Annotated in this window: 22 protein-coding genes and 1 pseudogene; 12 read left to right on the top strand and 11 right to left on the bottom strand. The window is 43.7% G+C overall.

Annotation, left to right across the window (positions count from 1 at the left end; translation table 11 throughout):
* Positions 1-162 precede the first annotated feature (162 nt).
* Positions 163-378: a hypothetical protein gene (locus F6K63_RS09085; protein ID WP_008185876.1), complete on the bottom strand. Its 216-nt coding sequence runs from the start codon at positions 376-378 to the stop codon at positions 163-165.
* 171 nt (positions 379-549) lie between these two features.
* Between F6K63_RS09085 and F6K63_RS09090 the strand changes: the two genes are divergently transcribed.
* Both F6K63_RS09090 and F6K63_RS09095 read left to right on the top strand, forming a co-directional pair.
* Positions 550-1,044 (top strand): ATP-binding protein, encoded by a 495-nt coding sequence (locus tag F6K63_RS09090; protein ID WP_229414557.1) that lies wholly within the window; start codon positions 550-552, stop codon positions 1,042-1,044.
* Between the two features lie 305 nt (positions 1,045-1,349).
* Complete coding sequence (locus F6K63_RS09095; protein WP_353736715.1) at positions 1,350-1,913, top strand: SDR family NAD(P)-dependent oxidoreductase; 564 nt, start codon at positions 1,350-1,352, stop codon at positions 1,911-1,913.
* A gap of 93 nt (positions 1,914-2,006) precedes the next feature.
* Here the strand turns inward: F6K63_RS09095 and F6K63_RS09100 are convergent, their stop codons facing one another.
* From F6K63_RS09100 to hslO, 9 genes and pseudogenes are all read right to left on the bottom strand, one after another.
* Entirely contained in the window at positions 2,007-2,729 is a 723-nt protein-coding gene (locus F6K63_RS09100; RefSeq protein WP_071104568.1) for a metallophosphoesterase family protein, read from the bottom strand.
* 33 nt (positions 2,730-2,762) lie between these two features.
* Complete coding sequence (locus F6K63_RS09105; RefSeq protein ID WP_071104567.1) at positions 2,763-3,578, bottom strand: metallophosphoesterase family protein; 816 nt, start codon at positions 3,576-3,578, stop codon at positions 2,763-2,765.
* Entirely contained in the window at positions 3,575-4,327 is a 753-nt protein-coding gene (locus tag F6K63_RS09110) for a CobW family GTP-binding protein (protein WP_008177495.1), read from the bottom strand. Before F6K63_RS09110 ends, F6K63_RS09105 begins: the two co-directional genes overlap by 4 nt.
* 85 nt (positions 4,328-4,412) lie before the next feature.
* Entirely contained in the window at positions 4,413-5,069 is a 657-nt protein-coding gene (gene folE, locus F6K63_RS09115; RefSeq protein WP_071104566.1) for a GTP cyclohydrolase I FolE, read from the bottom strand.
* Between the two features lie 354 nt (positions 5,070-5,423).
* Positions 5,424-6,186: pseudogene (locus tag F6K63_RS37720) on the bottom strand (IS1634 family transposase); the annotation flags it as partial.
* A 679-nt stretch (positions 6,187-6,865) separates the two neighbouring features.
* Complete coding sequence (locus F6K63_RS09135) at positions 6,866-8,293, bottom strand: ion transporter (RefSeq protein ID WP_008177483.1); 1,428 nt, start codon at positions 8,291-8,293, stop codon at positions 6,866-6,868.
* A 230-nt stretch (positions 8,294-8,523) separates the two neighbouring features.
* Entirely contained in the window at positions 8,524-8,658 is a 135-nt protein-coding gene (locus F6K63_RS09140; protein ID WP_267871959.1) for a hypothetical protein, read from the bottom strand.
* A 253-nt stretch (positions 8,659-8,911) separates the two neighbouring features.
* Positions 8,912-11,215, bottom strand: a complete 2,304-nt coding sequence (locus tag F6K63_RS09145; protein ID WP_008177481.1) for an AAA family ATPase — start codon at positions 11,213-11,215, stop codon at positions 8,912-8,914.
* Between the two features lie 224 nt (positions 11,216-11,439).
* On the bottom strand, positions 11,440-12,324 hold the full coding sequence (gene hslO / locus F6K63_RS09150) for an Hsp33 family molecular chaperone HslO (RefSeq protein ID WP_287311779.1): 885 nt from the start codon (positions 12,322-12,324) through the stop codon (positions 11,440-11,442).
* Positions 12,325-12,506: 182 nt separating this feature from the next.
* On the opposite strand from hslO, the gene F6K63_RS09155 reads away from it, so the two are divergent.
* The gene (locus F6K63_RS09155; RefSeq protein WP_287311782.1) at positions 12,507-12,902 is read left to right on the top strand and encodes a hypothetical protein; all 396 of its coding nucleotides are present in this window, start codon (positions 12,507-12,509) and stop codon (positions 12,900-12,902) included.
* Here the strand turns inward: F6K63_RS09155 and F6K63_RS09160 are convergent.
* Entirely contained in the window at positions 12,899-13,243 is a 345-nt protein-coding gene (locus F6K63_RS09160; RefSeq protein ID WP_008177474.1) for a metal-sensing transcriptional repressor, read from the bottom strand. The two genes, F6K63_RS09155 and F6K63_RS09160, sit on opposite strands and share 4 nt — an antisense overlap.
* 475 nt (positions 13,244-13,718) lie before the next feature.
* On the opposite strand from F6K63_RS09160, the gene F6K63_RS09165 reads away from it, so the two are divergent.
* From F6K63_RS09165 to F6K63_RS09205, 9 genes are all read left to right on the top strand, one after another.
* Positions 13,719-14,927 (top strand): HhoA/HhoB/HtrA family serine endopeptidase, encoded by a 1,209-nt coding sequence (locus tag F6K63_RS09165; RefSeq protein WP_287311784.1) that lies wholly within the window; start codon positions 13,719-13,721, stop codon positions 14,925-14,927.
* A gap of 617 nt (positions 14,928-15,544) precedes the next feature.
* On the top strand, positions 15,545-16,561 hold the full coding sequence (locus F6K63_RS09170; RefSeq protein WP_287311787.1) for a LicD family protein: 1,017 nt from the start codon (positions 15,545-15,547) through the stop codon (positions 16,559-16,561).
* A 304-nt stretch (positions 16,562-16,865) separates the two neighbouring features.
* Positions 16,866-18,557, top strand: a complete 1,692-nt coding sequence (gene aepX / locus F6K63_RS09175) for a phosphoenolpyruvate mutase (protein ID WP_287311790.1) — start codon at positions 16,866-16,868, stop codon at positions 18,555-18,557.
* Positions 18,558-19,703 carry a phosphonopyruvate decarboxylase gene (gene aepY, locus F6K63_RS09180; RefSeq protein ID WP_287248135.1) on the top strand — a complete coding sequence of 382 codons (1,146 nt, stop codon included), beginning with the start codon at positions 18,558-18,560 and terminating at the stop codon, positions 19,701-19,703.
* A gap of 51 nt (positions 19,704-19,754) precedes the next feature.
* Positions 19,755-20,840, top strand: a complete 1,086-nt coding sequence (locus F6K63_RS09185) for a 2-aminoethylphosphonate aminotransferase (RefSeq protein WP_071104512.1) — start codon at positions 19,755-19,757, stop codon at positions 20,838-20,840.
* A gap of 92 nt (positions 20,841-20,932) precedes the next feature.
* Complete coding sequence (locus tag F6K63_RS09190) at positions 20,933-21,598, top strand: HAD family hydrolase (protein ID WP_287311792.1); 666 nt, start codon at positions 20,933-20,935, stop codon at positions 21,596-21,598.
* Between the two features lie 18 nt (positions 21,599-21,616).
* Positions 21,617-22,624, top strand: a complete 1,008-nt coding sequence (locus tag F6K63_RS09195; RefSeq protein WP_287311794.1) for an iron-containing alcohol dehydrogenase — start codon at positions 21,617-21,619, stop codon at positions 22,622-22,624.
* Between the two features lie 5 nt (positions 22,625-22,629).
* A complete protein-coding gene (locus F6K63_RS09200; protein ID WP_287311796.1) occupies positions 22,630-23,337 on the top strand; it encodes a CDP-alcohol phosphatidyltransferase family protein in 708 nt (235 codons plus the stop codon).
* Positions 23,338-23,440: 103 nt separating this feature from the next.
* Positions 23,441-24,088, top strand: coding sequence for a class I SAM-dependent DNA methyltransferase (locus F6K63_RS09205; RefSeq protein WP_287311797.1), 648 nt, complete (start codon positions 23,441-23,443; stop codon positions 24,086-24,088).
* The last annotated feature ends 57 nt before the right edge of the window (positions 24,089-24,145 follow it).

Here is a 24,145-nt window from a genome sequence, read left to right on the forward strand (position 1 = left end):
TACAAATTACTTTAGGATTTATCAATACACTGACTTACAATTAGGATAGCCAGTATATTCTGTGGGCTGAATTTCACGAAACCTAGATCAGACCCCAAGACAAGTTAGACTGAGTTACTTTTATTGATGGCATTCCCTATTGGCGTATCGGATTTATTTGTTCTAACTTCTCTGTCTTGCACCGCTTCCGGTTTCTTCCCCCTTTTCTAAATCTCCATCAATTTTTGCCATTTTGGGCAACAGCTTATAGAGGGCAAGACCCCCTAGAGGGCAAGACCCCCTGGCTTGATAGAAAAGGGGAAAAGAAACCCCATTTGCGCCAATGGTTTTCCCAGTGCTTCTGGCAAAGCTTCTAGAAAAAATTTTCTTTGAAGGCAATTCTTTAAAGGCAATTGAGTATTAGTCCATGGTACAGGGAGATATAAATCTAGGTTAAACTGGATTCCTTGATCTTAGAGTACCCAATGGAAGAGAATCAGGCTTCAATGTGGTTGATGTATGTGGTTGATGTATGTGGTTGATGTAAAAGATTTTGAGGAATTGAAAAAATTGAAAACATCTATCCAACAATTTCCTAGCGACCTTAAGGCGTTAGAAAACGCTTTGGGATGGTTTGACCAGTTCAAACCATCGTCTGTTCGCCAAAAAGTCTGGTTGCAGTGCCAATTAGCTCTCGCTGAAGGATTTACCAATGCCGTTCGTCATGCTCACAAAGATTTGCCAGAAGAAGTTTCGATTGATGTCGAAGTTACTTTATTACCTGAGTGTTTAGAGTTACGCATCTGGGATAAAGGCCCTCCCTTTGATTTAGAACAGCAGCTGAGAGACCTCAAGCAGCAAATGAACCCTCAATCTGGTGGTGGACGTGGCATCGCTATACTACAAAAAATCGCTGATCATCTCAGCTATACCCGTACCGATAACAACCGGAACTGTTTGTTAATTGTGAAGTGTTATCAGGAATTGGGAAACAGGGATTTAAAAACTTTTTGTAAAGAAAATGTTAAGGAGTCTCGATTACCAATTGTCAGACCGATGGATTAGCATGATCAGATTGGTGACCTCAGTGGCTGAAACTCTGATGCTGTGCTAGTTAGAGCTGATTCGTAAAGAAAATCTAAAGAGAGAAAAAGTTAAGATTACATAGATGCTAAACTAGCTGAGGTTGAATGAATTTCTCTCAATGACACGTCTGCCTCAAATTGCTGCACCCACGAGAAAGGTTGAGATCGAGACTCCGAGGTGCTCGGCTGCCTCTTTTGGAGTGACATATTTTTTCATTGACCGTGAACCTTACTAAATCTAGTATACTTAACTTTAGTAAAGTTTGCTAAGGCTTAGTAAGATATCTGGCTAATAGTTGCACCTCTTTGAAGGGTAATGTCGAAAACCTCAGGGTGAATGACTATCGACGTCTTTGGGAAACCAATGTTTTTGGGGTACTGAGTACCATCTACGCCACCTTAGATGACCTCAAGAAAACTAAAGGAAGACTGGTCATCATTAGTAGCGTAAAAAGTTACGTTGCCTTGAGTGGCGATTCTCCCTATAGTATGAGCAAATTTGCGATGCGGGCTTTGTGTGAGTCGTTGTCTCAAGAGTTGGCTCCCGATGGGGTGTCGGTCACACACATTTGTCCAGGGTACGTTGCTACTGAAATTCGTCAGCTAGACAATCAGGGAATTTGGCATTCAGACTGGGAGGATCCTATTTCCCCCAGGCTTCTGATTTCTGCTGATCAAACTGCCAAACAAATTGTTCAAGCTATTTACCGACGACAACGGGAACAGGTAATAACAAACTACGGCAAGCTGATTGTCCTGATCAAACGTCACATGCCTTGGTTGCTCTCATTGCTGATTTCAACACTTAAAATCAAGGTAGCTTCTAAGCCGTCACCAATTAAGCAATGATATTTTTTACTATAGCAATTATCATCTCATTTTCCAGAAAGTTGTCTCCGACTACCTGTTTTTGCACTTAGCCATACCTTTAGTAACCTGAAACTAATTACCAGATCCCTTTTTATTGCCATAAAAAACTGTTTTAAACTCCAGAAAATCGCTCTTTGGACTATAAAGCGTATAAGTAGCCTTTCCTGGTTCTTTGCCTACATTTCCTACACCAACAACTCTTCTTTTGGGTGCAGTAATAGTTTGCACGGGTTGCTGGCGATCTAAAGTCATCACCGAACTATTTACCGAACCTCCTTGTAGTTGATATTCAAATACTTGACCCGAACGACCACAAAAGAGATGATTTGCCTGGACTCTTTGCAAGCGGTCTAGCATTTGCCAGGGTAAGGTTTCGGGGGTTAACTCATCGCTGACGCTAACAGTGCTACCGTGAATTAACAAACAATCTAATTCAAAGAAGCCAAAATGACAGTTGCGTAACCACTGTACGGTTTCGCGAGATACCGAATCCCAAAGAAGTTTAGCGGTTTCTTTACCAAAGCGCTCGATTAATTCTGTCGGTTCTGCTGTCGAACCCAAACCGTGTAAAGCAAAGCATTGTTCTTCCCACCAGCCGAAGCATACTTGGGGTTCTAATTCTCCAGGTAAAGGATTCTGAATTCGTTTAATTACTTGTTCGCTATCTTGGTTAGCTGCTACGATATCGCCCAGAATATACAATGCTTCCACCTTAACGCGCTGGCGTTTGATATCTGCCAACACTGCTTCGTAAGCTGCGATATTTCCTTCAATTCCGCTTAAAATTGCCCACATTGATTTTCAATTTAAATATTTAAGTAATTTAATTTACCTCTCACACACATGAGTAGGATCGTCGGCTTTTTCGGCAAATTCCAAACCTCTAGCCAAACGCCAAGCGAAAATCGGTGGTAAACCAGCATCTAAGATGGCAGCGCAGGTTGTTTGATAGTCATACTCCACTTCCCGCAAGTTTACTGCTTGTGTTTCCGTGTCATAGATAACATAGGTAGCATTGGGACGACCATGACGGGGTTCGCCTACCGAACCGACATTGATAATTCGCTTCAGGGGAGTATTAAAACTTATGGTTGGTTGTTCGTTTCCACTGGGTTGACGAACTTTAACCTGTAATTGTCCAGAATCTAGGGTGCGGACATAGGGAAAGTGGGTATGTCCGCAAAATAATATATCTGCATCGCTGGAGAGAACTCTTTCTAAAGCAGTGAAAGCATCCATTTCGGGTAACAAATATTCGTGGTTGCTATTAGGACTACCATGTACGAAACAGAGATTATCTTCTTTGTAGGTATGGGGTAGTTGGGCTAAATATTCCCTAACTTCGGCATTGACGTGCTTATTTGTCCATTCGTGGGCAATTTTACCTCTTTTTTCCGCCAACAGGGAAGGATAACTACATTCACAAGCATTTAGTCCTTCTACAATATCTTCATCCCAACAACCCTGTACAGTGGGAATATCTAAAGAACGAATTTGTTCCACCACTGCATTAGGATAGGGACCATAACCCACTAAATCCCCCAGACAATAAATCTTTTCTGCTTTTTGTTCGTCAATATCCAGTAAAACTGCATCTAAAGCTGCATAATTACCATGGATACAAGATATCACTGCTATTTTCATACCACTTCTACCTCTGGTTCACTTTCTAAAGACTCTTTTACTTGTTGTTGGTAATAATTAATTGCCGATTCGGGAAGACAGCAATCTCGGACAGTTTGAACAATTTCAGCTTTATCTAAATTACTACCTACTATTTCAAAACCACTAAAACGATCTGGTTTACCATTTAACCAACGGGGTAATTTTAAAGGTTTAAATGCTAATTCCGATTCCCCTAGTATGAAGTCACCATAATAAATTTGTCCATCCACTAGGTCGAAAATTCCTTTTACCCGAGCTACCTCACCGTAAGCACCTTGAGTAAGTTCCAGCCAAAAAGTAGCTAAACTATCAAAATCTACAATTTCCCCCGTCAAAACCCCCCGATGAATCTGCAAAGCTGTGGTTGGCTTACTGATGTTATTTCCTGGAATAACTTCATCCGCCCAAGTATTTAACTCTGTACTATCTGTATCGCCGGGGATTATGGCTACTCGATGGGGGTTCAAAGTTTGCAGTAAAGGTTCAATTCCGGCTAAATCCAAATACCAGGGAATCTCTAGATAAGTTATGGTTTTGTCTAATTCCGCTTCTTCCCCTGTCTGATAAAGTTTTAGTTGAGGGTATTCACTTTGGAGATATATTGCATCAATGGGTACGGAATCAGTTTGAGGACTGAAATAACCTACAGGTTTATTGGTTTGGGCTATTTGTTGACCAATCCAGTGGGTTTTACCGCCACCGGTCGGACTGGCGACAGCAATAATCATAAGCAGTTTTGTTGATAACGATAATTATTGTATCAAAAAAAGAGATGAGCTTTATACCCATCTCTCATGCTGTCACGCGAATTAATTAATGCATTGAACGGTTGTAGTGAATTAAACTCATAAACTCCTGACGGGTTTTTGGATCATCTGCAAATACGCCTCTAACCGCACTAGTGGCAGTCCAAGAACCAGGTTTTTGGACTCCTCGCATTACCATACACATATGGCTTGCTTCCACTACTACCGCCACCCCTTTTGGTTTTAATAATCCTTGAAGGGCATCGGCAATTTGGGCAGTTAATCTTTCCTGTACCTGCAAACGTCGTCCGTACATTTCACAAATACGAGCAATTTTTGACAGTCCGATTACCTTACCGTCGGGAATATAAGCGACGTGAGCGTGACCGAGAATAGGTAAGATATGGTGTTCGCAGGAGCTAAATAGGTCAATGTCCCGAACTAAGACCATTTCATTGGTATTTTCGTGAAATACTGCCCCGTTGAGGAGTTCGTCTAAAGATTGATGATAGCCAGAAGTCAGAAATTTTAAGGCTTTGACCACTCTTTTAGGAGTATCTTTCAAGCCTTCGCGGTCTGGGTCTTCTCCCAATCCTAACAGTAAAGTCCGTACCGCTTGGCGCATCTCTTCTTCAGAAACGAGAGGTTGGTGGGTGGTATTTAGTTTTGGTAATTTGCGATTAATTTTATCAATCTGGTTCGGTTCGGACTTACCTAAGGTCATGAATTTGAATTAGATGAAATTAAACAGTAACAGAAGTAGCCAAGCAGTTATTTAACTTTTGGCGAAGTTTATCGGTATCTATAATGATAACCGATAAAGACTAGCTGATTCGTAAATTCGCACTAAACCTTGTAGGATAAGGCTTGCGCTACAATAGCAAAACTGAACTATTTAATAACCAAAAGACAATCATACCAAGGCTTTCAGACTTTTTGAGATTTACGTTACGAATCAGCTGTTAATTGCGATGCGGCTTTGCCGACGCTACGGGAACGCAACGACTTCTGTTTCTTTTGCTCAAAGCTAAAATATCGCAATCAATAGGACTAATGTACCCCACATTCCGCAGGTGGGTCAGATCAACAAATAATATTTTTGGCAGGGAGCACCGAGAAACTGTAGAATCCCTTGATGCTCTTGGGTTAAGTTGATAATCTGTTGAACTCCATCAACAAGACCTATGTGAATCGACTGAAAACACTGAAACACCCAACGCATTGTTGGGGTAGCCGTCGGCTTACCTAATTGATTGTCAATGGTTTGTTTGGTTCTGCTGAGAGCTTGGCGTAAGGCTCTGTGAGCCAGAGTATAAACCAACAAACACAGACCCATCACCATGTGCGTTGGCGGCTACCCGTTTAGGAGTTTTGAGAAAGACACTGTAGGCATACTCACATCGGGTCTTTGAGAAAACGGAAACCCCTCTCAGTGCATTGTTGCCCTTTGTACTCACAGAGGATCTCCTCTGGGCTAAGTTGTTTCGACTCCAAGACATTGGTGGCTTGAACGAACCGTCCCGCCCTTCTTCGAGCCAGGGCAACCACCTCTTGTTTAACTTTCAAAGTCCCTTGGAGACGATAGTGATAGCCGTCTGGAGGTTGTCCTATTCGCGGTCGTCCCGGTTTGTGGTAGTAAGGATGTGGCACGACTTCGAGCTGAGACAAGCGCATGAATACGCAACTGTTGATTCAACTTTTCCCCTGCCCTGAAGGCATCAGCAGCACAGGCGAAGTCCTGTTGCCCTAACTGCAACAGTAGCTTTTGAGCCGACTGCTGATGCTGTTGGATTTTCTTGTTCTTGCTGCTTGAGGTCAGCTTCTTTTCTAGCTTGACTCTCCCGCTTCCGGAGTGTACTCGAAAAAGCAAGCGAGCGAAGCTGAATAATCATTAGTTACCATGTTCAGTAACACTCGGCGGATTGTGCTGTATGATGGCAGTCGGTTGACTTGAAACAATTGGCTCAACTCCTCACGATTGTTTCAATCCAATCAGCGTACGCTAAAAATCTTTTATTCCCTGCAGCTACTGCTAGGGTAAAGATAGCCAGACATATAGCCACGCTCGTGTCAACATCCGCTGCCCTAATCGAGCATCTGGTAAATCAGAAAAGGCTTCTAAAATAGCAATTTGACCCATTGATGTTGATTCTCTTGTGCCCTTGTGCCGGGAGCAGGTCTTGCGTTGCAGAACAAATGAACTATGTACCATCACAGCAAGCTTAAACCCATGAGGGGGCATAAGATTTAGTACAAATGTTCGGCATTTGTGACATGCTCCCTGTTGTGCCAAAGCATCTTATCTTACCATCTAGAATGAAATAGCCCTGTACCAATTACGGAGAGGAGGTTTAATTTTGAAGTGCCAGGGAAGTAAGTTTTAAAAAATTGTAACTGCCCAGATAGGGTATCTAGATAAAGACAAGCGGAATGTGGGTTTAAAACGTCGGAATCATGGTAAACTGAAGGGGGATATGAACTTGCGATCGCACCATAAAAACCTGCCGACAAGTTGAGACTTCACCGGACTGGAACCCCAATTTTCGGCAAACTACGAGCAATAATCACTAAGTGATCGCCAGACAGTAGTGTTTGATCTTTAGGGGGATTAATTAGGGTTTCCCGATTTCCATTGCTATGGCGCTCTATTGCGATCAACGTTGTATCAAACTCCTCTTTCAACCGCCGAGCAGCTTCCCAGAAGGAAATGTCAACCCACCTCTGTGGTAAAACAATTTTGTAGAATTGGTTTCCCACTTGCACAGTTAGCAACTCTGCCAGCACATCTACAGCCCCTAGGTTCCGAGCTGAGGTAGCAATTAAGTGACTGGCTAATTCATCAACAACAATAACATCTTCAACTCCCGCTACTCGCAGTTGGACATTGTTTTTCCGGTCAAGGAGTTGAGCACAAGTGTAGATTCCGGGTTGGAGTTTTTCAATGGTCAAGGCAGCTAGGACTGTCCGTGCATCCCGGTCTTGGTCACTTCGAGGACGGGTAGAATCAGCAAGGAGGATTGCCCGTGAGGCATGATAGATCCCCACACTTTCGAGGACATCAATAGTAGTGTAATCACCAATATAGAAATATATTTGGGAACGGTTAACTCCTTTGAGTTCCCACTCTGGTGTGTCGGTAAACTCTGCCACAACCACCATTGGATAGTGCTTGAGCTCAGAGTCTGCCTGGAGTTCCTCAATGAGTAGGTGACCACCTCGGTTCCAGCCGCAGATAACAATGTGATTGCGCAGTTCATCCAGTTCCAAGTATTTCACCTCCATAACTGTTCTAAGTCGTTGCACCATTACTGCTGAAACTACACCGGTGAAGACGGCAAACATAGTTAACCCGCCAATGACTACCATGAGGGTAATCAGACGCCCAGCATCAGTCTGGGGTTCACCACCAATGGGTTCTCCTGATATTAGGGTAAAAAAACTCCACCATAAAGAGTCTCTTAGGGAAGCAAATGACTCATTCTGTCCTCCCTCCAGCAGATAAATCCCTAAAGCACCGACTAATGTAATTAAGCCGATAATCAGAAAAACTCCAATCTGAGCACTAATACTGGCAGCGAGTGAGGAAGAGATACGGTTGAGGTTACGGTTTACCAAAATTCCGACTCTGAGCAGCCTTAACATCCGTAAAACTCGCAATAAGCGGAATGCCCGGAACAAAGGCAGCACAGCAACAATATCCAGCCAGTAGTGACGCAAGAACCGACGTTTGTTTCTTGCCACTAGGTAGCGGATTGTTAGTTCTACGATAAATATGCCCGTCAGTAGCTCTTCGCTTACATAGACCAGTCCATATATGAAACCTGCACCCTCTAGACTTGCTTCAACAACCACTAGAACTACCGAAAGTAGAATTAGCAGAATGAGGGTGAATTCAGTTTGGGGAGCATGAATGAACTGGTCAAGACGGGACTTGATGGTTGATGACAAGTTAAAGTCTTCTATATTAAATGGAATTCACTCCATTTAATATTAAGAATTTTTAATTCTGAATGCTTCCCCCACCTGAGTTTTCATGGTGTGGGTATCCGTCTTAATTACAAGGTTTTATCCCTCGCGACAGGCGGCATTCTCGCGCCTGTTGCCAGGACTTTTGCTGGACTATTCCCCCAAGTCGTTGTCTTGATGCAATAGCGAGTGGGGGAAACCACGGCAGTCGCTCATGGGGGGAACCCCCAAGACCGCGCTGCCTCCCCAAGACCGTAATGGTGCGCTTTCCGTAGGCGAATTAAATTCGCCACGGGTCGCACCTCTGCATCGCTTCCGCTGTGGGGCTTATGCTTAGAAACTTTCACCTAGAGTCTGACGTTTATAAACCGACAGAGCGAGGAAAAACAGGTTTAATTTCCCTATCGTGAGAGGTCGTGCCTCCAGTTTGCTCAGAATCTCGTTCTGCCCTTTGCCGTACCACTCAAGATAATTCAATTATATCACAATTTGCCGCTCCTTGACCCCCACCTGCGTTCTCGTGGTGGGGGAATGCGTCGCTCATTTTTGTTCAATTTCCACAGGTTTGCTCCTAGCCGGTTGTACTACCCTCGGAAACTCTTAAGAGTCAGCATCAATCAACTCAATCTTCCTACCAGCGGGGGGATTAAACCTGGGCGGCTCTAACTGAGTCGGTGGTTTGACGATACCCGATGGTGAGGTCACTTCCGGTGGTGGAACCACAATTGGGAAGGAGCGAACCGGTGATGGCGGTTTGACCACTGATGATGGTTTTACCACTGATGGTGGGGAGGGAGCTGGTTTCGGGATCACCACTTGTGGGGGAGATGGAGGCGGAACCGGTCTTGGTCGTCTTACGGGCACAGGAGGTGGGGGAGGTGGGGCTAAAATCTTGCGCCATGATTGAATTTGCCGTTGGGCTTCCTGGTAAGGGCGAGTACCAGACGGAACTATGTTTGCGATCGCAATGGATTCAGACAGGTTATAGGCAGAACGACTTCTGGCTATGGATAGGATTTTGTAACTCCAGCGATTGACTACTGTTCTCGCCTCGCTACGGGATTTGGTTGAGGTTGGCACTTGCCTAGCTACTCGAATCGCTTTTCTTAGGGCTTGTGGAGTTCCAGCCTCAGCAATTTGGTAAGCTTCCCGTAAACGCTGCTGACCCTCTAGTTCTAACTTCCAGCTTCTGACTTTGCTTTGGGCTTCATTGTACAGAGCCCGACCTGCCTTAATTTGTTGGGCAGTTGCCACGGCTGCATATAGATCACCCCGGATTGCCAGAGTGCGTGCTTGGTCTAAATAAGGTTGGTCTTCTTGCTGCTGGATACTTCTAGACCACTGATTAATTTTACTTTGAGCTTCCTGGTAAAGACTACGACCTCGGGAAATTTTACGGGCTTCTTGAACAGCAGCTTGCAAAGAATCAATGCTGCCATAACTAGCCAGTTGTGCTGCCCGTTCCAGGAATGGCCTGTCTTCGATCAGCTGAATTTGACGAGTCCAATCTCGAATTTCGCCCCGTGCTTCCTCATAGCGGGGATTACCACGAGGGATCTGTTCCACTTCAGCTACTGCCAGTCTTAAGTCACTAGGTAAACCCGAGGTAGCATAGGTTCTGGCTCGCTCAAGTCGCGCCACATCTTCTACTTCTCGTTGCCAACGGCTAATTAATTGCTGCCCTTTCTTATATAGGGGACGTTCTGATCCCAGCTTTTGGGCAGATGCGATCGCTTCTTCTAAATCCCAGGTTGTACCAGACTCAGCACGAGATAGGGCATGAGCTAGGTCAATTAAATCCGATTTGAGTTCAGGTACTTTAATCGTTTCGGGAAGTTTATAGGCAATGTCAAGAACTTCGGACCACTTACCTTGCTCTAGCTTGTTCTGAGCAATCTCCACCAGCTTGTTGCCAGAGTCTTTAATTAAATCCTGAGCTTCTTTGTAAGCATAACTTTGCTCTGTGATTTCCTTAGCTTTTTCAATAGCTGCCAGGATCTTCTCTATATTGCCACTTCTACTCAGCTCATAAGCCTTATCCAGCTTAGCCGAGTCTTCCCGTCCCATCTTAATCTTATCCGTTAGCTGGTTATACTTAGCCGTAGCCCAGTAGTCATTGTCCACATAGGTCAATCGTACTGCTTCGCGAAATGCTAAGTTCCAGTTTGATAACCTCAACTGTTTTTCCGCTTGCTCATAAACTCCCTCTGCCCTCGACCAGATTTTCTGCCAACGTTTTACCCGCTTTTCTACTATCGCGCCAGCTACGGATTTTGAAGGAATACGTTTAGCAATCTTAAGAGCTTCACTGAGCTGACCAGCTTGAAACTTAGCTTCCCCAATCTCTAGGATTACCTGTGACCACTCTTCGATATGTTGGTTAACTTGTGGGCGTAACGGGTGATCTTCGGGCAGGGCATCCACTAATGCGATCGCTTTTAGCAACTGGGGGACAGTTTGCTGATTTGCTGCCACCTGAGCACAAGATAGGCGCATCGATGCTGAAGCCGTTGGCCAAAACACAGCACGGCAGTTTGGTACAGCTGGCAACCTTAACAACATCATTGCTGAAGCAAATCCAGCACTACCGAAAAGCAACACAACTAAAGCTGACCAAAACTGCCAACTGCGAGGCAAGAGGTTTTTTACTCCAGTCGTTTTTCCTGAGGGAGCTTGTCTACCGGTAGTTTGTGCTGTGTTTAATCGAGAGTTAGCTACTGGTTGACCAACCCCAAATTTTTCTGATTGCTGGGGGGGCTGTGTCGATGGGTTTCCTCGGTCAGGATAGTTTACGTTCGGTTGAGTAACCGGCTGGCTCTGGTTAGGTTGCCAGCCATTAAACTTACCTGAACTTGAACCATTTGAGGTTGGCCAACGGTCTGGAAATTCTCTATTTCTGGTCATAATTCACTTCCACACTCCCTACACCGGAAGACAGCAGGTTGTTTACAGCAACCTCAGTTGTTGAGATTTTACCCACCTTACACATATAGAGTCTACACCCTATCTTATAGTAGTGTTCTTATAATTCTGGTTGAGTTTATATGCTGATCCATATTTCTTGCAATCCTTTACAAGTCAGGATTCTAATCTTCCAGTTACAGTAGGAAGTCCAGTAGCTACTGAGTTTACAATTCTTTTATCAATTGAGATAGTTGATCGGGATTGGCATGATAGACCTCTGAGCAAAAATGACAAGTTGCCTCAGCGCCACCGTCTTTTTCTATCATATCCTGAAGTTCCTCTTTTCCCAGCATTTTCAGAGCCCCCAACATCCGGTCAAAGGAGCAACCACAGTTAAAATGCAGCATCTGGGTTTCTGGAAAAATCTCTAGCTCCATATCCCCCAGCAACTGTTCAAAAATCTCTGGTAAGGTCTGGTTAGCTTGGAGCAGTGGTGTAAAACCTGATAGTTTGGTAATGCGAGATTCCAAAGTTTGAACTAATGCCTCATCCGTTGCTGCCTTAGGCATAACTTGGATTAAAATCCCCCCAGCCGCAGTGACCCCTTGAGCACCTACGAATACACCAACCACCAGCGCTGACGGGGTTTGTTCGGAATTTAGCAGATAGCTAGCGATATCATCACCTATTTCACCAGAAACCAACTCTACTGTACTCGAATAGGGATAGCCATAACCCACATCCCGAACCACGTATAGGAAACCATCCCTACCAACAGCACCACCCACATCTAATTTGCCCTTCTTATTTGGTGGCAGTTCCACCTCTGGGTTGTCTACATAACCTCGAACTTTACCATCTAATCCTGCATCCACCATAATTCCACCCAGTGGACCATTGCCATTGATCCGAATATTGACCCTCGACTCGGCTCGCTTCATACTAGAAGCCAGCAGAAGACCTGCAGACATGGTACGACCTAGGGCAGCCGTTGCCACATAGGAGAGTTGGTGACGTTGTCTAGCTTCTTCCGTCAGGCGTGTAGTAATCACACCAACTGCGCGAATACCCCCTGAAGCTGCTGTGGCGCGAATTAACTGGTCAGCCATAGAAAACTCTTACACTTCTTAATATAATTAATGTTTATTTTACAAATTATCGAGAAAGTATCGAGTCCCTTGCTTGCCCTCTCCTTTTAGCCGAGGCATTAAAACAACAGACGGGATTTATCCCATTGGTTCATTCACACTAATTACAAATATTTCCTACGAATAAGGACGATCTAACCAAAATGCTAGGAATCTTTCAAAAAAGTCATCTGAGGATTGAAGTCGAAGCACCACAAAATGTTATCCGGGAGAGTCTGCTCTATACTGCGCAACTGCACCAGTGGTTGTGGCCGGAGAATTTATCTTCCGAGTTACCCGAACAGCTAGATTTAGGATTGACCTTTACTTCTTCCATCGGGCCAGTAGCAGTACAACACAAAGTTGAGCTTGTTCAGTCGAACTGTTTAAGACTGCTCTTGAGTCAGGGAATTGATGGTTATCATGAATGGTATTGGGGAGATGGTTGGGTACAATCTCGCCTAGAAGGGGTGTCTTTGTTACCATTAAATTGGGGTCAAACCTTAAGTTTGCTGAGGCTACGTCAGTTTGTAGAGCAGCATAGAGCCTCTGAGGGCTAACGTAAAAATTGATCTAAAGCCGCTTTCAACTCCTCAATTTCTACCTCAATGTTGCCCTGCTCAGCGGCTCGACCGATACACTCGCTTAAATGTTCATCCAGGATAATTCGTGCTACTTTATCCAAAGCTCCTCTAACTGCAGCAATCTGTACCAAAACATCAGGACAGGGGCGACTTTCTTGCACCATAGTCTTAATCCCTCGAATATGCCCCTCGATTCGAGACAGGCGATTGATAATTCGCCTCAGAGATTCTTCATCATGAACGTGACCATGGGTATGTTCACTATGGTTGTGATTCAGTTCTTGAGTCAGGGCATATTCTCTATCTTTCGAGATCATAGCGGTTTTATTAGTTTTATTAGTCCAAGGTTAACCAACTTCCTGGGTATATCATTATTGATAATTATTAAGCTTAACTTCTTCGGGTCTCAAGGGCTGATCACCCCTTGAGGTCAACCTCTCTCACTCTCGGTGCGCGCCTCCTAGGGCGCGAGGGATTGCTCGCGCCCTTGGGTCGCACCGTCTGGAACTCGCCCAGGTACTACTAACGTCATAGTAATAACTCTCAAAATAGCGATTAGATGCTTGTAGCAACTAATCCACAATCCTACAAATCTGCCTCGAAACCCACTCCTGGCTCTGGGTGGGAGGAATATCAGGGAAGGTAAACTTGAGTTAGGGGTTAACACTAAGGGTCAGCAACAACTGACTACTAACCACTAGCCAAAGCCAAGTAAATCCCATGGGTTTTAGGTCGTGGGATTGGCTTAGCAATAGTATTCCCCAAAATTAACCAGAAGAATACGATAATACTATGTCATCAACTAAATTTTCGATTTGGCTTCGCTCAATTAGTAACTATCTCTTGGCTATTTTACTTGGAGTCTTATTGACAGTTGGCGTTTATCGTGTATCTCCCTCCAAGGCTGCTCCTGTACCCAGCACAGACTCAGTAACTCCGCCACTGATCGCCCAACAACTGCTAAGTCCACAGCAAGCTAGTAATAGCAGTTTTGTAACAGCAGCGGTGAATCGGGTTGGAGCAGCAGTGGTGCGTATTGACACCGAGCGCACAGTTTCCAGGCGCGTCGATCCCTTGTTTGATGACCCCTTCTTCCGGCGCTTTTTCGGTGATGACTTTTCAGCCCAAATTCCCCAAGAAAGACGTTTACAAGGTCAAGGCTCTGGCTTTATCATTGACAACAGTGGCATCCTACTGACTAATGCCCATGTTGTGGAAAGTGCAGATAAAGTAACCGTTACCCTCAAGGATGGGCGCAAGTTTAATGGTCAAGTCAAGGGTGTTGATGAATTCACTGACTTAGCTGTTGTCAAAATTAACGGTACTTCCTTACCGATTGTCTCTCTAGGGGATTCGAGTCAAGTTCAGGTTGGAGATTGGGCTATTGCTGTTGGTAACCCCCTAGGGCTAGATAATACAGTGACTTTGGGAATTGTCAGCACCATAGGACGCTCCAGCGCTCAGGCAGGTATTCCCGACAAGCGACTAGACTTTATTCAAACCGATGCAGCTATTAATCCTGGAAACTCTGGTGGTCCGTTGTTGAATGCTACAGGGGAAGTTATTGGCATCAACACTGCTATTCGGGCTAATGCCATGGGAATTGGTTTTGCTATTCCCATCAACAAAGTCAAAGAGATTTCCAACAAACTAGCCCAAGGACAAAAAGTTGTCCATCCATATATCGGCGTTCGGATGACAACCCTAACCCCGGAACTAGCACAAGAGAACAACAATGATCCCAACTCTGTTTTACTATTACCAGAAATCAATGGTGTCTTGGTAGTTCAAGTAATGCCGGATACACCAGCTGCTGATGCTGGTATGCGTCGTGGGGACATAATTGTTCAAATTGATGGAACACCTGTTACTAATGCTACACAACTACAGCGTCTTGTGGAAAATAGTGGAGTGAATAAGGTACTAGAGATAAAAGTAAGGCGCGGTAAGCAGACTACTAGCGTGTTTGTCCGCACCGATGCACTAAAAAATCCTACTTAGTGATTACCAGGGATTGACACTCCCCGTTCTTACAGGACGGGGATTCTTGGATCAACGACTCGTCTTGCGTGAGCCAGGTCGTAACCAGGAACAGTAGAGGACAAATCTCCCGGAGCGTTTAGATCATTTCAGAGCCAGGTTTCGGTGTGCCCCACCGTACCTTTTTTTTATATATAGATAGATACTTTTTTAATCTAATTTTTTTCATAGACGTTGTCTTGATGCAAAGCGCGAGTGGGGGAAACCCCCTTTGGCGGCGCTGCATCGCTTAAGTCGTGCTTACCAAATTACGCAATATGCATCTGATACATATTTTTTACGTTGCCTACTTATTTTTAGATAGTATTTATCTAGCTTTTTAGTTTATTTTTAAGTATTAATAAATAACACGCTGTGTGAAAACTGTCAAGTTTTAGCTTAAAAAGAAAGCCGTCCTATAAGGACGGGGCGCGATTACCCAATTTTTTCGGTAAACTCACAGCTGATGATGGCTGACGGCTCTCTCACCCTCATTGTTCTGCTTGAATTTAGTAGCCTTTATGATGGAGGTGCCCAATAGCAGGAGTCAAACCTAGGTGCAGAAGCGATTACTGGACGGAACTAATATAAAATATACATTGCTAAATCTACCCGATGATCTAGCACAGGCAATCGCCAACACCCAGAAAAACATTGAGCTGCAACCAGATAATCCTGAACTTTATCTAGCATTGGGAGAGCTCTACTGGCAACAAGGTGAGTGGGTCGAATCAATTGCTTGTTACCTAAAAGCGATTAAGATTAAACCGGACTGCGAGGAATTTCACGAGCAGCTGTGGTACCTATTGTTGTCTGCTCAGATATTATCCCAGGAATTAGAAGAAATTGATCGCTGTGCCCGTCAAGTGATAGAAGCAGCCACCATTTATAAGCAAGCCCTTGCGCTAGAGTCAGATGTGTTATCAGCGCAACCCCACGAGGCGCTGACAAAACAAGAAGGACTTGCTGAAGCGATCGCGGATTACAACTATGCCATCGAGAAGGGCATTGAGTCAAAAATGACAGGGACAATCGCAGACATGGTGGTTGCTTTGGCTGAGAAATTAAAACCAATACATTGGCAATTGCGCCAAGATTTCCAGTTCCTTGATTCCCTCCTTAGACAGCATCATATCCCTTACTGGGCTATTTCAGGAACTTTAATCGGTGCTCTGCGACACGAAGGAGTCATTCCCTGGGATGATGACATTGATATTGAGATGACAGAGGCAGATTTCCAGAAATTATTTACTTTAGAAACTCTCCTCAATGATCATGGTTTCTACTTTAGAAAGATCGAAAAAAATCTTTACAAAATAACTGACGGGATTGAAATTTATATCTATGACCAAAGGAGATTGCCCTCTGAAGGGGGACATCCTCAGTATCCAGATCTCGATGAGATCTTTCCTTTGCGAGAGTTTCAATTCTACAATTTTAAGATTTATGGACCCAACCAGGCCGAGAGGTATCTCAAAAGAGGATACGGGCAAGACGTTTTAAAGGTTTGCAGGATTTGGAATCATCGTTTGAATGTCGCACTAGGACCTGATCACGATCCGAAGCGATATTCATTGAGCACAAAAAAGGTTAAAATTATTTTAAATTTAGTTTAAAGGTTCGTTAAACGTCGTTAGATAAGGCTATTGAGCCTTTGCACTGGTTTCCCTAACTCCCCTGATTTCTTCCCCACCATGGAAGGGCTGGGAGCTAGGTAAGCTTGTCATGTCTCTAAACACTGCTAGTCAAGTAGTGCTGAAAGGCTATGAGCCGACAGCAGCATCAGGGATTAGAGAGCTAATCCTGAGTTAACTGTGTTTTGAGTGGCTCATGATCGATTGAGATCCTTAACAAAGATGAAAATCTTGCCTATCCCCTAGACCGCTTTAGTCAAACATTGTTGCAATTTTAGGATGCCAAATGAAAACAACAGCACAATTTATAAAAACGACAGAACCTAGAAAAGCAACGCAACTTAGAAAAACTACACAACCTAGAAAAACTACACAACTTAGAACACTGCTGAACTCTAATCAGTTAGAGTTTCTGATAGAGGCCCATGATGGAATCAGCGCTAAGATTGCTGAAGAGGCAGGCTTTCAGGGCATTTGGGGCAGTGGCCTCAGCATTTCTGCCCAGTTGGGTGTGCGTGATAACAACGAAGCAAGTTGGACTCAAGTCTTGGAAGTAGTTGAGTTCATGTCCGATGCCACTTCTATCCCAATTCTGCTGGATGGGGATACGGGCTACGGAAATTTTAACAATGTGCAACGCTTGGTCAAAAAATTAGAGCAGCGTGGTGTCGCTGGTGTCTGTATTGAGGACAAACTCTTCCCCAAAACCAATAGCTTTATTAAGGGCACAGCTCAGCCCCTGGCTGACATGGACGAGTTCTGCGGCAAAATCAAGGCCGCTAAAGATGCCCAAAGTGATGATGACTTTGTCCTGATTGCCCGGGTAGAAGCGTTTATTGCCGGTTGGGGGCTCTCAGAAGCATTAAGGCGAGCCCAAGCCTATTACGATGCCGGAGCGGATGGCATTTTGATCCACAGCTCCTTGCATGTGCCTGATGAAGTGTTGGCCTTCAAACGGGAGTGGGGCGATCGCTCGCCAGTGGTGATTGTACCGACCAAGTACTACGCAACACCGACTGAAGTCTTTAGGGATGCTGGCTTCTCTATCGCCATTTGGGCGAATCACCTGCTCCGAGCTTCCGTTACCATGACCCAAAAGGTGGCTCAGAGGTTAATGCTAGAGCAGAACCTGCTGAATGTTGAAGACGAGATCGTCCCTGTGTCTGAGATCTTCCGGCTTCAAGGGGTTGCCGAACACCTGGAAGCGGAGCAGCGCTATTTACCCCAGAACGCTGCTGCTGGGATCCGCACGATTCTGCTAGCCGCCTCGCGCGGGATTGAATTGGGTGAGTTCACTAAAGATAAACCCAAGTGCATGGTAGATCTGCACGGTCAACCCCTGCTATCACGGATTGTGGAAGAGCACCACAATGTCGGTATTCAAGACATCACTGTGGTGCGTGGCTACAAAAAGGAAGTTGTCAACTTACCTGGCCTCGATTATGTAGATAACGACGACTATGACACCACAGGTGAACTCGTTTCCCTGAGTCGAGGCTTGCAGGAGTTGCCCCAGGATGGACAGGATTGGATCATTGGCTACGGTGATGTTCTGTTCAAGAAGTACATTCTGCAAATGCTGTCAGGGGTTGATCATGACTTTGTGGTCATTATAGATTCGAGTCAGCACCGCCAAGCCGAGCAGATCCGACCCGATTACGTTGCCTGTTCTCTACCCGACTCGACTCAGGCATTTTATCAACATGTTTATCTACAGCAAATCACCCCTGACCTGCCCGAGGGCGAAATCTGTGGCATATGGACCGGATTGCTGAAAGTGTCCCAACAGGGGCAGCAGAAATTACGGGATACCCTTAATAATCTGCTCCAGTCAGAGCAGGTGCGGCAACAGGGACGAATGCCAACTCTGATTAATGGGTTGATCAGCCATGGCCATCGGGTACATGTGCTTTATATCAAAGGGCATTGGCTCGATATCGATCAAGTCGAAGATCTGTTCAAGGCTGGAAGTTTCTAGATGATCAAATCCGAAGACTTTATCCGAGCGGCTCAGGCAAAGGGGTTTGGGTTATACACAGGGGTGCCCTGCTCCTACCTCAAATCTTTTATTAACACTGTGATTGACTCTGATCATCTCCGCTATGTGGGGGCTGCCAATGAAGGGGATGCCGTGGCGATCGCCTCCGGTGCCGAGTTGGCTGGAGTGCCCAGTGTGGTCATGTTTCAGAATTCGGGGTTTGGTAACGCTGTCAATCCCCTCACTTCTCTGAATCAAACCTTTAAAATTCCCATCTTGGTGATTGTGACCTGGCGAGGACAACCCGGTGGGGCACCGGACGAACCCCAGCACCAGCTGATGGGAGCCATTACTCCCCAATTGCTAGATCTAATCCAGGTGCCATGGGAACCTTTTCCCACGGAAATAGACCAGGTTGAGCCGACTCTAGACCGGGCAGTTGCCCATATGCAGGAGCATCAGACGCCCTATGCCCTGGTGATGCAAAAGGGTTCGGTAGAATCTTGCCAGTTAAGCTCTCAATTAACCGTCAAGCCCCTCTCGATCACCCCTGCTGAGGCTCTCCCCCTTCCACAGAACCCCTCCTTCACCCGTCGTGACATGCTGCAAGCCATCCAAGCTGCAACTGGGCCTGAAGACATTCTGTTGGCCACTACGGGCTACACCGGTCGGGAATTGTATGCCATTCAGGACCAAGCTAATCAACTTTACATGGTTGGTTCCATGGGATGTATCTCCAGTCTCGGCCTGGGCATGGCCCTGGCTCAGCCCCACCGTCGGGTGATTGTGGTCGATGGCGATGGTGCCGCTTTGATGCGCCTAGGAGCGTTAGCCACCGTTGGCTATGAACGTCCGCCCAACTTGCGGCATATTCTCCTAGACAATCAGCGCCATGAATCCACAGGGGGACAGTCCACGGTGTCGGCCTCCATTGATTTTGGTGCGATCGCAAAAGCCTGTGGTTACAAACAAGTTGCTGTAGCCACAACCCCTGAAGAGGTGAAAGCTTTGACCCAAGACCCATCCGAGGAATTAATGTTCATTCACGCCAAGATTAAGCCTGGTATTCCTGAAAAATTACCTCGGCCCCACATTACCCCCCTAGAAGTTGCTCAACGTTTACGGCAGTTTATCAAATCGCCGTAATCACACCTTGATTCGATCTCAATCCAGCCAAACTCTAAGCTTTACATCAACATGAACCGGACCATCTTACTCAACCCTGGCCCTGTTACCCTAAGCGAGCGGGTGCGCCGTGCCTTACTCCAGCCAGACCTGTGCCATCGTGAACCTGAGTTTGCTGAGCTGACCCTAGATATCAAAGCCCGCCTAGCCAAGGTGTATCCCGCAGCCGCTGAGGACTATGAAGCGATTTTACTTACCGGTTCCGGCACTTGTGCCGTAGAGGCAATGCTATCAACCCTTGTGCCTCAGGATGGCAAGGCTTTAGTGGTAACAAATGGGGTCTATGGTGAACGCATGGCAGCAATGATCAAGGCTCACGGTAAGTCCCTGGAGGTGATCAAGGCTCCCTGGCACGAGCCAATGAACCTGAAAGAGGTTGAAACCTGCCTGAGCCAGGATTCAGCCATTACCCATGTGATTGCCGTTCATCACGAAACCACCACTGGACGGCTCAATGATGTGGCTCAGTTGGGTCAACTATGTCAGCGCTACAATGTCGCACTGCTACTTGATAGTGTTTCCAGTTTTGGGGCTGAGGCCATTGAGTTTGCCCCTTGGAATTTAGAAGCCTGTGCTGCAACGGCCAATAAATGCTTGCATGGTGTGCCTGGTCTATCCTTTGTGTTGGTAAAGCGATCCATTTTCGAAACTCGCCCCTCTGCCGCTGGGACCGTTTACTTAGATCTCTATCGCTATCATCAAGAGCAGGCAAGGGGCTATTCGCCCTTTACCCAAGCAGTACAGGTGGCTTATGGGCTCCAGGAGGCTCTCAAGGAAATGGAGGACATGGGGGGACAGTCGGCTAGAAACAGCTCTTACACTGAGCGTGCTCAGCAGATTTTGCAAAGTCTGCAAAATCTCGAGATCAAACCGCTCTTGGATGTGCAGGATTATAGCTGTGTCCTGACTTCTTTCAAATTGCCCCCAGGCTACAGCTATGACCAAATCCATGACACGCTCAAAGAATCCGGTTTTGTGATTTATGCGGGGCAGGGGGGACTCAAAAACCAGATTTTCCGGATAGCTAATATGGGCGATATCCAACCGAGTGATCTAGACCGTCTGCTGGATTGTTTTCATGGCTTGTTTAAGAATTAACAGGGAATATAAATTTAAAATGCTAGCTCCTAATTTTTGGAGCTACACACATATTTTTTATAGTTTTGGAGAGGTCTTTTTCGCAGTAAAAAATGGAAGCTATTTTTTTAGATTTTGATGGGGTAATCGTAGATTCTCTTGAAGAATGGTATCACATTGGCGTACTTGCATATCATGGTATCGACAAACCTCTTCATGATAATCAACATAAAGAATTATATAAAAATAATTGTCATCTTATTTACTCAGATGCAGATGAATATTGTTTATTTAAAGCCTTAGAAAATCAAACTATAAAAGACTTTCACAAAATTCGTAAAGATGTAAATCAAAAAGAAGTAGATAGTTATAGTAAACAATTCAAAAAAATTAGAAATTTTTATCAAAATCATCATTTAAATTGGTGGTGTGGGTTACATAGTCTTACAGATTATGGAAAAACACTGACAAATCCAAAAAACACCAAAGATTATTTTATTCTAACTCGTAAAAATATGGATGATGTTTTAATTTTAAAAAACTATTTCAATATTAAAATACCCGATCTAAAAGTATTTGATTATAGTCATTCTGTAAAATATGGCGGTAAAGTAGATTTTATTGAAAAGTTTTTAGATAACCATTCAGACTATAATCAGGCTGTTTTAGTTGATGATAGGATAGAGAATTTGTGTAAATCTTCAAAAGTTAAGTGTTATTTCGCCTCTTGGGGTTATGGTAAAGGAAATAATGAATTTGAAACATATACGGATAGTTGAACAGTAGTCAAACTTATTATGAAGTCTACATTACATATTTCAAAAAAATCGATAGATAAATGCATAGAAAAAATCATAAAAAATGAAAAAATAGACGGTATTGTCATAGGTCCAACTGTCTATTCCATGAATTGTTTTGCTCCCATTTACGACCATGTTAATAAAAATAATCTCCCGATAATTGTACCAAAATTCCCTTTAATTTATTCAAATATTGAGAAATTAAAGTTTCCTGCCAGTGGTCAACGTTTTTTAGTTTTTGGGGGGGGAAGTCTCATAGATTTTGTAAAAGTTTGTGCTCAACGGGATAAAATTTATTTAACTGTTTTGTTATCTTCTATTTCAAATGATGGTTTTTCATCTAATTTTAGTTCCTTAAAGGCCGATGAAACGTCATTTAATCAGAGTTATCCATCAAAAGCACCTCAGTCTGTTTATGCTTGTTTGCCCTTATTAACTAAGCACATGCCACATAAATTTTGGGTTAGTGCTCTGGGTGAATTATTATCAAAATTGAATGTTTGGGAGGACTTAAAAGTTGATAAGAAAGTCAAGGAATTTGATCAAACACCTTTTTATCAAATTGAACGATTTATAAACAAATACACGAAACGTAATGAAAACTCATTAATCGAAATAATCAAACAGCTTTACTCATTTTCTTTATTAATGAAAAATGATAGTAGTTGGTGTAGCCGTTCTGAACACGAATTTGAGAAATTATATGCAGCAGATAGTAAAATGTCACACGGTCAATTAGTTTTAATGGGTGCTTTAGTTGCCATGAAGATAAGATGTATATATAAGTTACCTGATTTATATGAGCAGTTATTATGTTATTGTCAAAAATTAGAAATAAGCTTAGAATTAAAACAAGGATTTGAGGCTATTATAGAATCAAAAACTTATAAAAGACTGAAAAAACTATCTTCAGTACGACCTGAAAGATTTGGGTTGTGGAATATTGTAGATTCCACAACCGTTGACTGGAAAATTATTATCAAAGAAATAATCAAGGAGTTATAGATATCGTGATTAAACCGAATCACATTACCTTATTTAGATTGATTTTAATTTTTATAGCTTTTGTTTCATGGTATCTTGTTCCTCCTCAATACTATCTGTATATTGGTGTGTTATTCTATATAGCATTTTTATTGGATGCTGTTGATGGGTGGTTAGCTAGAACCAAGAACTTAAAAACAGATTTCGGTAAGTATTTCGATCCTATTGTAGACTATATAGGTTTCCTAGCTTTGTATGTCATTAGCATTGAGATGGGAATTCTCCCGATATGGTTTGTTTTTCTAGCTCTGACAAGAGACTTTTTAGCAACATTTGTAAGACAGATATTAAATTTAAATAATATTGTGATTGAAGCAAATGTTATTGCTAAATTAAAAGCCGTATATATTGGTTATCCGTTGGTAGGGCTTTATTGGTATAAACTTTATGGGTTTTCAAGTCAATGGTTGTTTATTGTTATTGGTTTACACATACTACTAGAAGGTCGAATTTTTGGATATTCCGATCCTTTAGAAAATCGTTGGAATTCTATAATATTGTGTTTCACGACTATTGCAGTAATTACATTAACTACATTAAGACCTGCAAGTGAGAGTCTTTCTGACCTGACTGTGTTATTCATACTTATAACTCAATCATTGATCTGGGTTTCTGGTATTCAATATTTATGGTATGCCAGAGAGTATATTATTCAATCATTTGATTCAAACTAATCACTTTCACTAGTTTTTATTTTCTGTAGAAAAACAGTTAATGCTATGCTATAGTAGAAATTAAAATATAGGTAATTAAAGTTAAAATTAAAGAGAATACTTAATGAATAACAATCAACAAGCCCAATTCTTAGCAAAGTGGTCAAATAAATGGAACACTGAGAGCAGCGAGGTTGAGAAGGAATATGATACTTTAGCTCAAGTGTATGAGGATAAAGTCTTGAATTGGCAGTATGCTGGTCATCAGGTTGCTGCTGAACTGATTGCAAAATTTGTTGCTACCGATGGCAAAATTTTGGATCTCGGATGTGGAACGGGACTTGCTGGACAAGCTCTTCGAGAACAAGGTTATCAAACCATAATTGGAGTTGATATTTCTGGTAAATCTTTAGACATTGCTAGGGATAAAAATATTTATACTGCTTTATATAAAGCAGATATACAGCAAGCATTGCCATTTCAAGATAATGAATTTGATGGAATCATTTCCACTGCTGTGCTTACTAATATGGAAACGTCAAATGTGTTGTATGAGTTTTGCCGAGTAGTAAAGCCGGGAGGATATCTGGTGTTTACAAACCGAGAGGATATCCACTCTCAAAAAAAATTCGACGTTACCTTGCAACAGATGGAGTCAGAAGGCATTTTAAAACAAGCCTATCTTTCGCCACCACAACCCTATCTTCCCAATAATCATGATTATGCAGAGAAGATCAAGATTCTGTATTGTGCCTATGAGGTGTGCATTTGATGTTTCTCCGGGCTATTGGCGAAGCTTGCGCCTTAGCCCATAGCATTGGAGATTCTA

It is taken from the genome of Moorena sp. SIO1G6, from assembly GCF_010672795.1.
Lineage (GTDB): Bacteria > Cyanobacteriota > Cyanobacteriia > Cyanobacteriales > Coleofasciculaceae > Moorena > Moorena producens.

What these genes read in the sequence shown, in the direction of transcription:
- F6K63_RS09100 (WP_071104568.1), bottom strand. Translation starts at nt 2,729, where the DNA reads ATGTGGGCAATTTTAAGCGGAATTGAAGGAAATATCGCAGCTTACGAA.
- F6K63_RS09105 (WP_071104567.1), bottom strand. Translation starts at nt 3,578, where the DNA reads ATGAAAATAGCAGTGATATCTTGTATCCATGGTAATTATGCAGCTTTA.
- F6K63_RS09110 (WP_008177495.1), bottom strand. Translation starts at nt 4,327, where the DNA reads ATGATTATTGCTGTCGCCAGTCCGACCGGTGGCGGTAAAACCCACTGG.
- folE (WP_071104566.1), bottom strand. Translation starts at nt 5,069, where the DNA reads ATGACCTTAGGTAAGTCCGAACCGAACCAGATTGATAAAATTAATCGC.
- F6K63_RS09145 (WP_008177481.1), bottom strand. Translation starts at nt 11,215, where the DNA reads ATGACCAGAAATAGAGAATTTCCAGACCGTTGGCCAACCTCAAATGGT.
- hslO (WP_287311779.1), bottom strand. Translation starts at nt 12,324, where the DNA reads ATGGCTGACCAGTTAATTCGCGCCACAGCAGCTTCAGGGGGTATTCGC.
- F6K63_RS09155 (WP_287311782.1), top strand. Translation starts at nt 12,507, where the DNA reads ATGCTAGGAATCTTTCAAAAAAGTCATCTGAGGATTGAAGTCGAAGCA.
- F6K63_RS09160 (WP_008177474.1), bottom strand. Translation starts at nt 13,243, where the DNA reads ATGATCTCGAAAGATAGAGAATATGCCCTGACTCAAGAACTGAATCAC.
- F6K63_RS09165 (WP_287311784.1), top strand. Translation starts at nt 13,719, where the DNA reads ATGTCATCAACTAAATTTTCGATTTGGCTTCGCTCAATTAGTAACTAT.
- aepX (WP_287311790.1), top strand. Translation starts at nt 16,866, where the DNA reads ATGAAAACAACAGCACAATTTATAAAAACGACAGAACCTAGAAAAGCA.
- aepY (WP_287248135.1), top strand. Translation starts at nt 18,558, where the DNA reads ATGATCAAATCCGAAGACTTTATCCGAGCGGCTCAGGCAAAGGGGTTT.
- F6K63_RS09185 (WP_071104512.1), top strand. Translation starts at nt 19,755, where the DNA reads ATGAACCGGACCATCTTACTCAACCCTGGCCCTGTTACCCTAAGCGAG.
- F6K63_RS09190 (WP_287311792.1), top strand. Translation starts at nt 20,933, where the DNA reads ATGGAAGCTATTTTTTTAGATTTTGATGGGGTAATCGTAGATTCTCTT.
- F6K63_RS09195 (WP_287311794.1), top strand. Translation starts at nt 21,617, where the DNA reads ATGAAGTCTACATTACATATTTCAAAAAAATCGATAGATAAATGCATA.
- F6K63_RS09205 (WP_287311797.1), top strand. Translation starts at nt 23,441, where the DNA reads ATGAATAACAATCAACAAGCCCAATTCTTAGCAAAGTGGTCAAATAAA.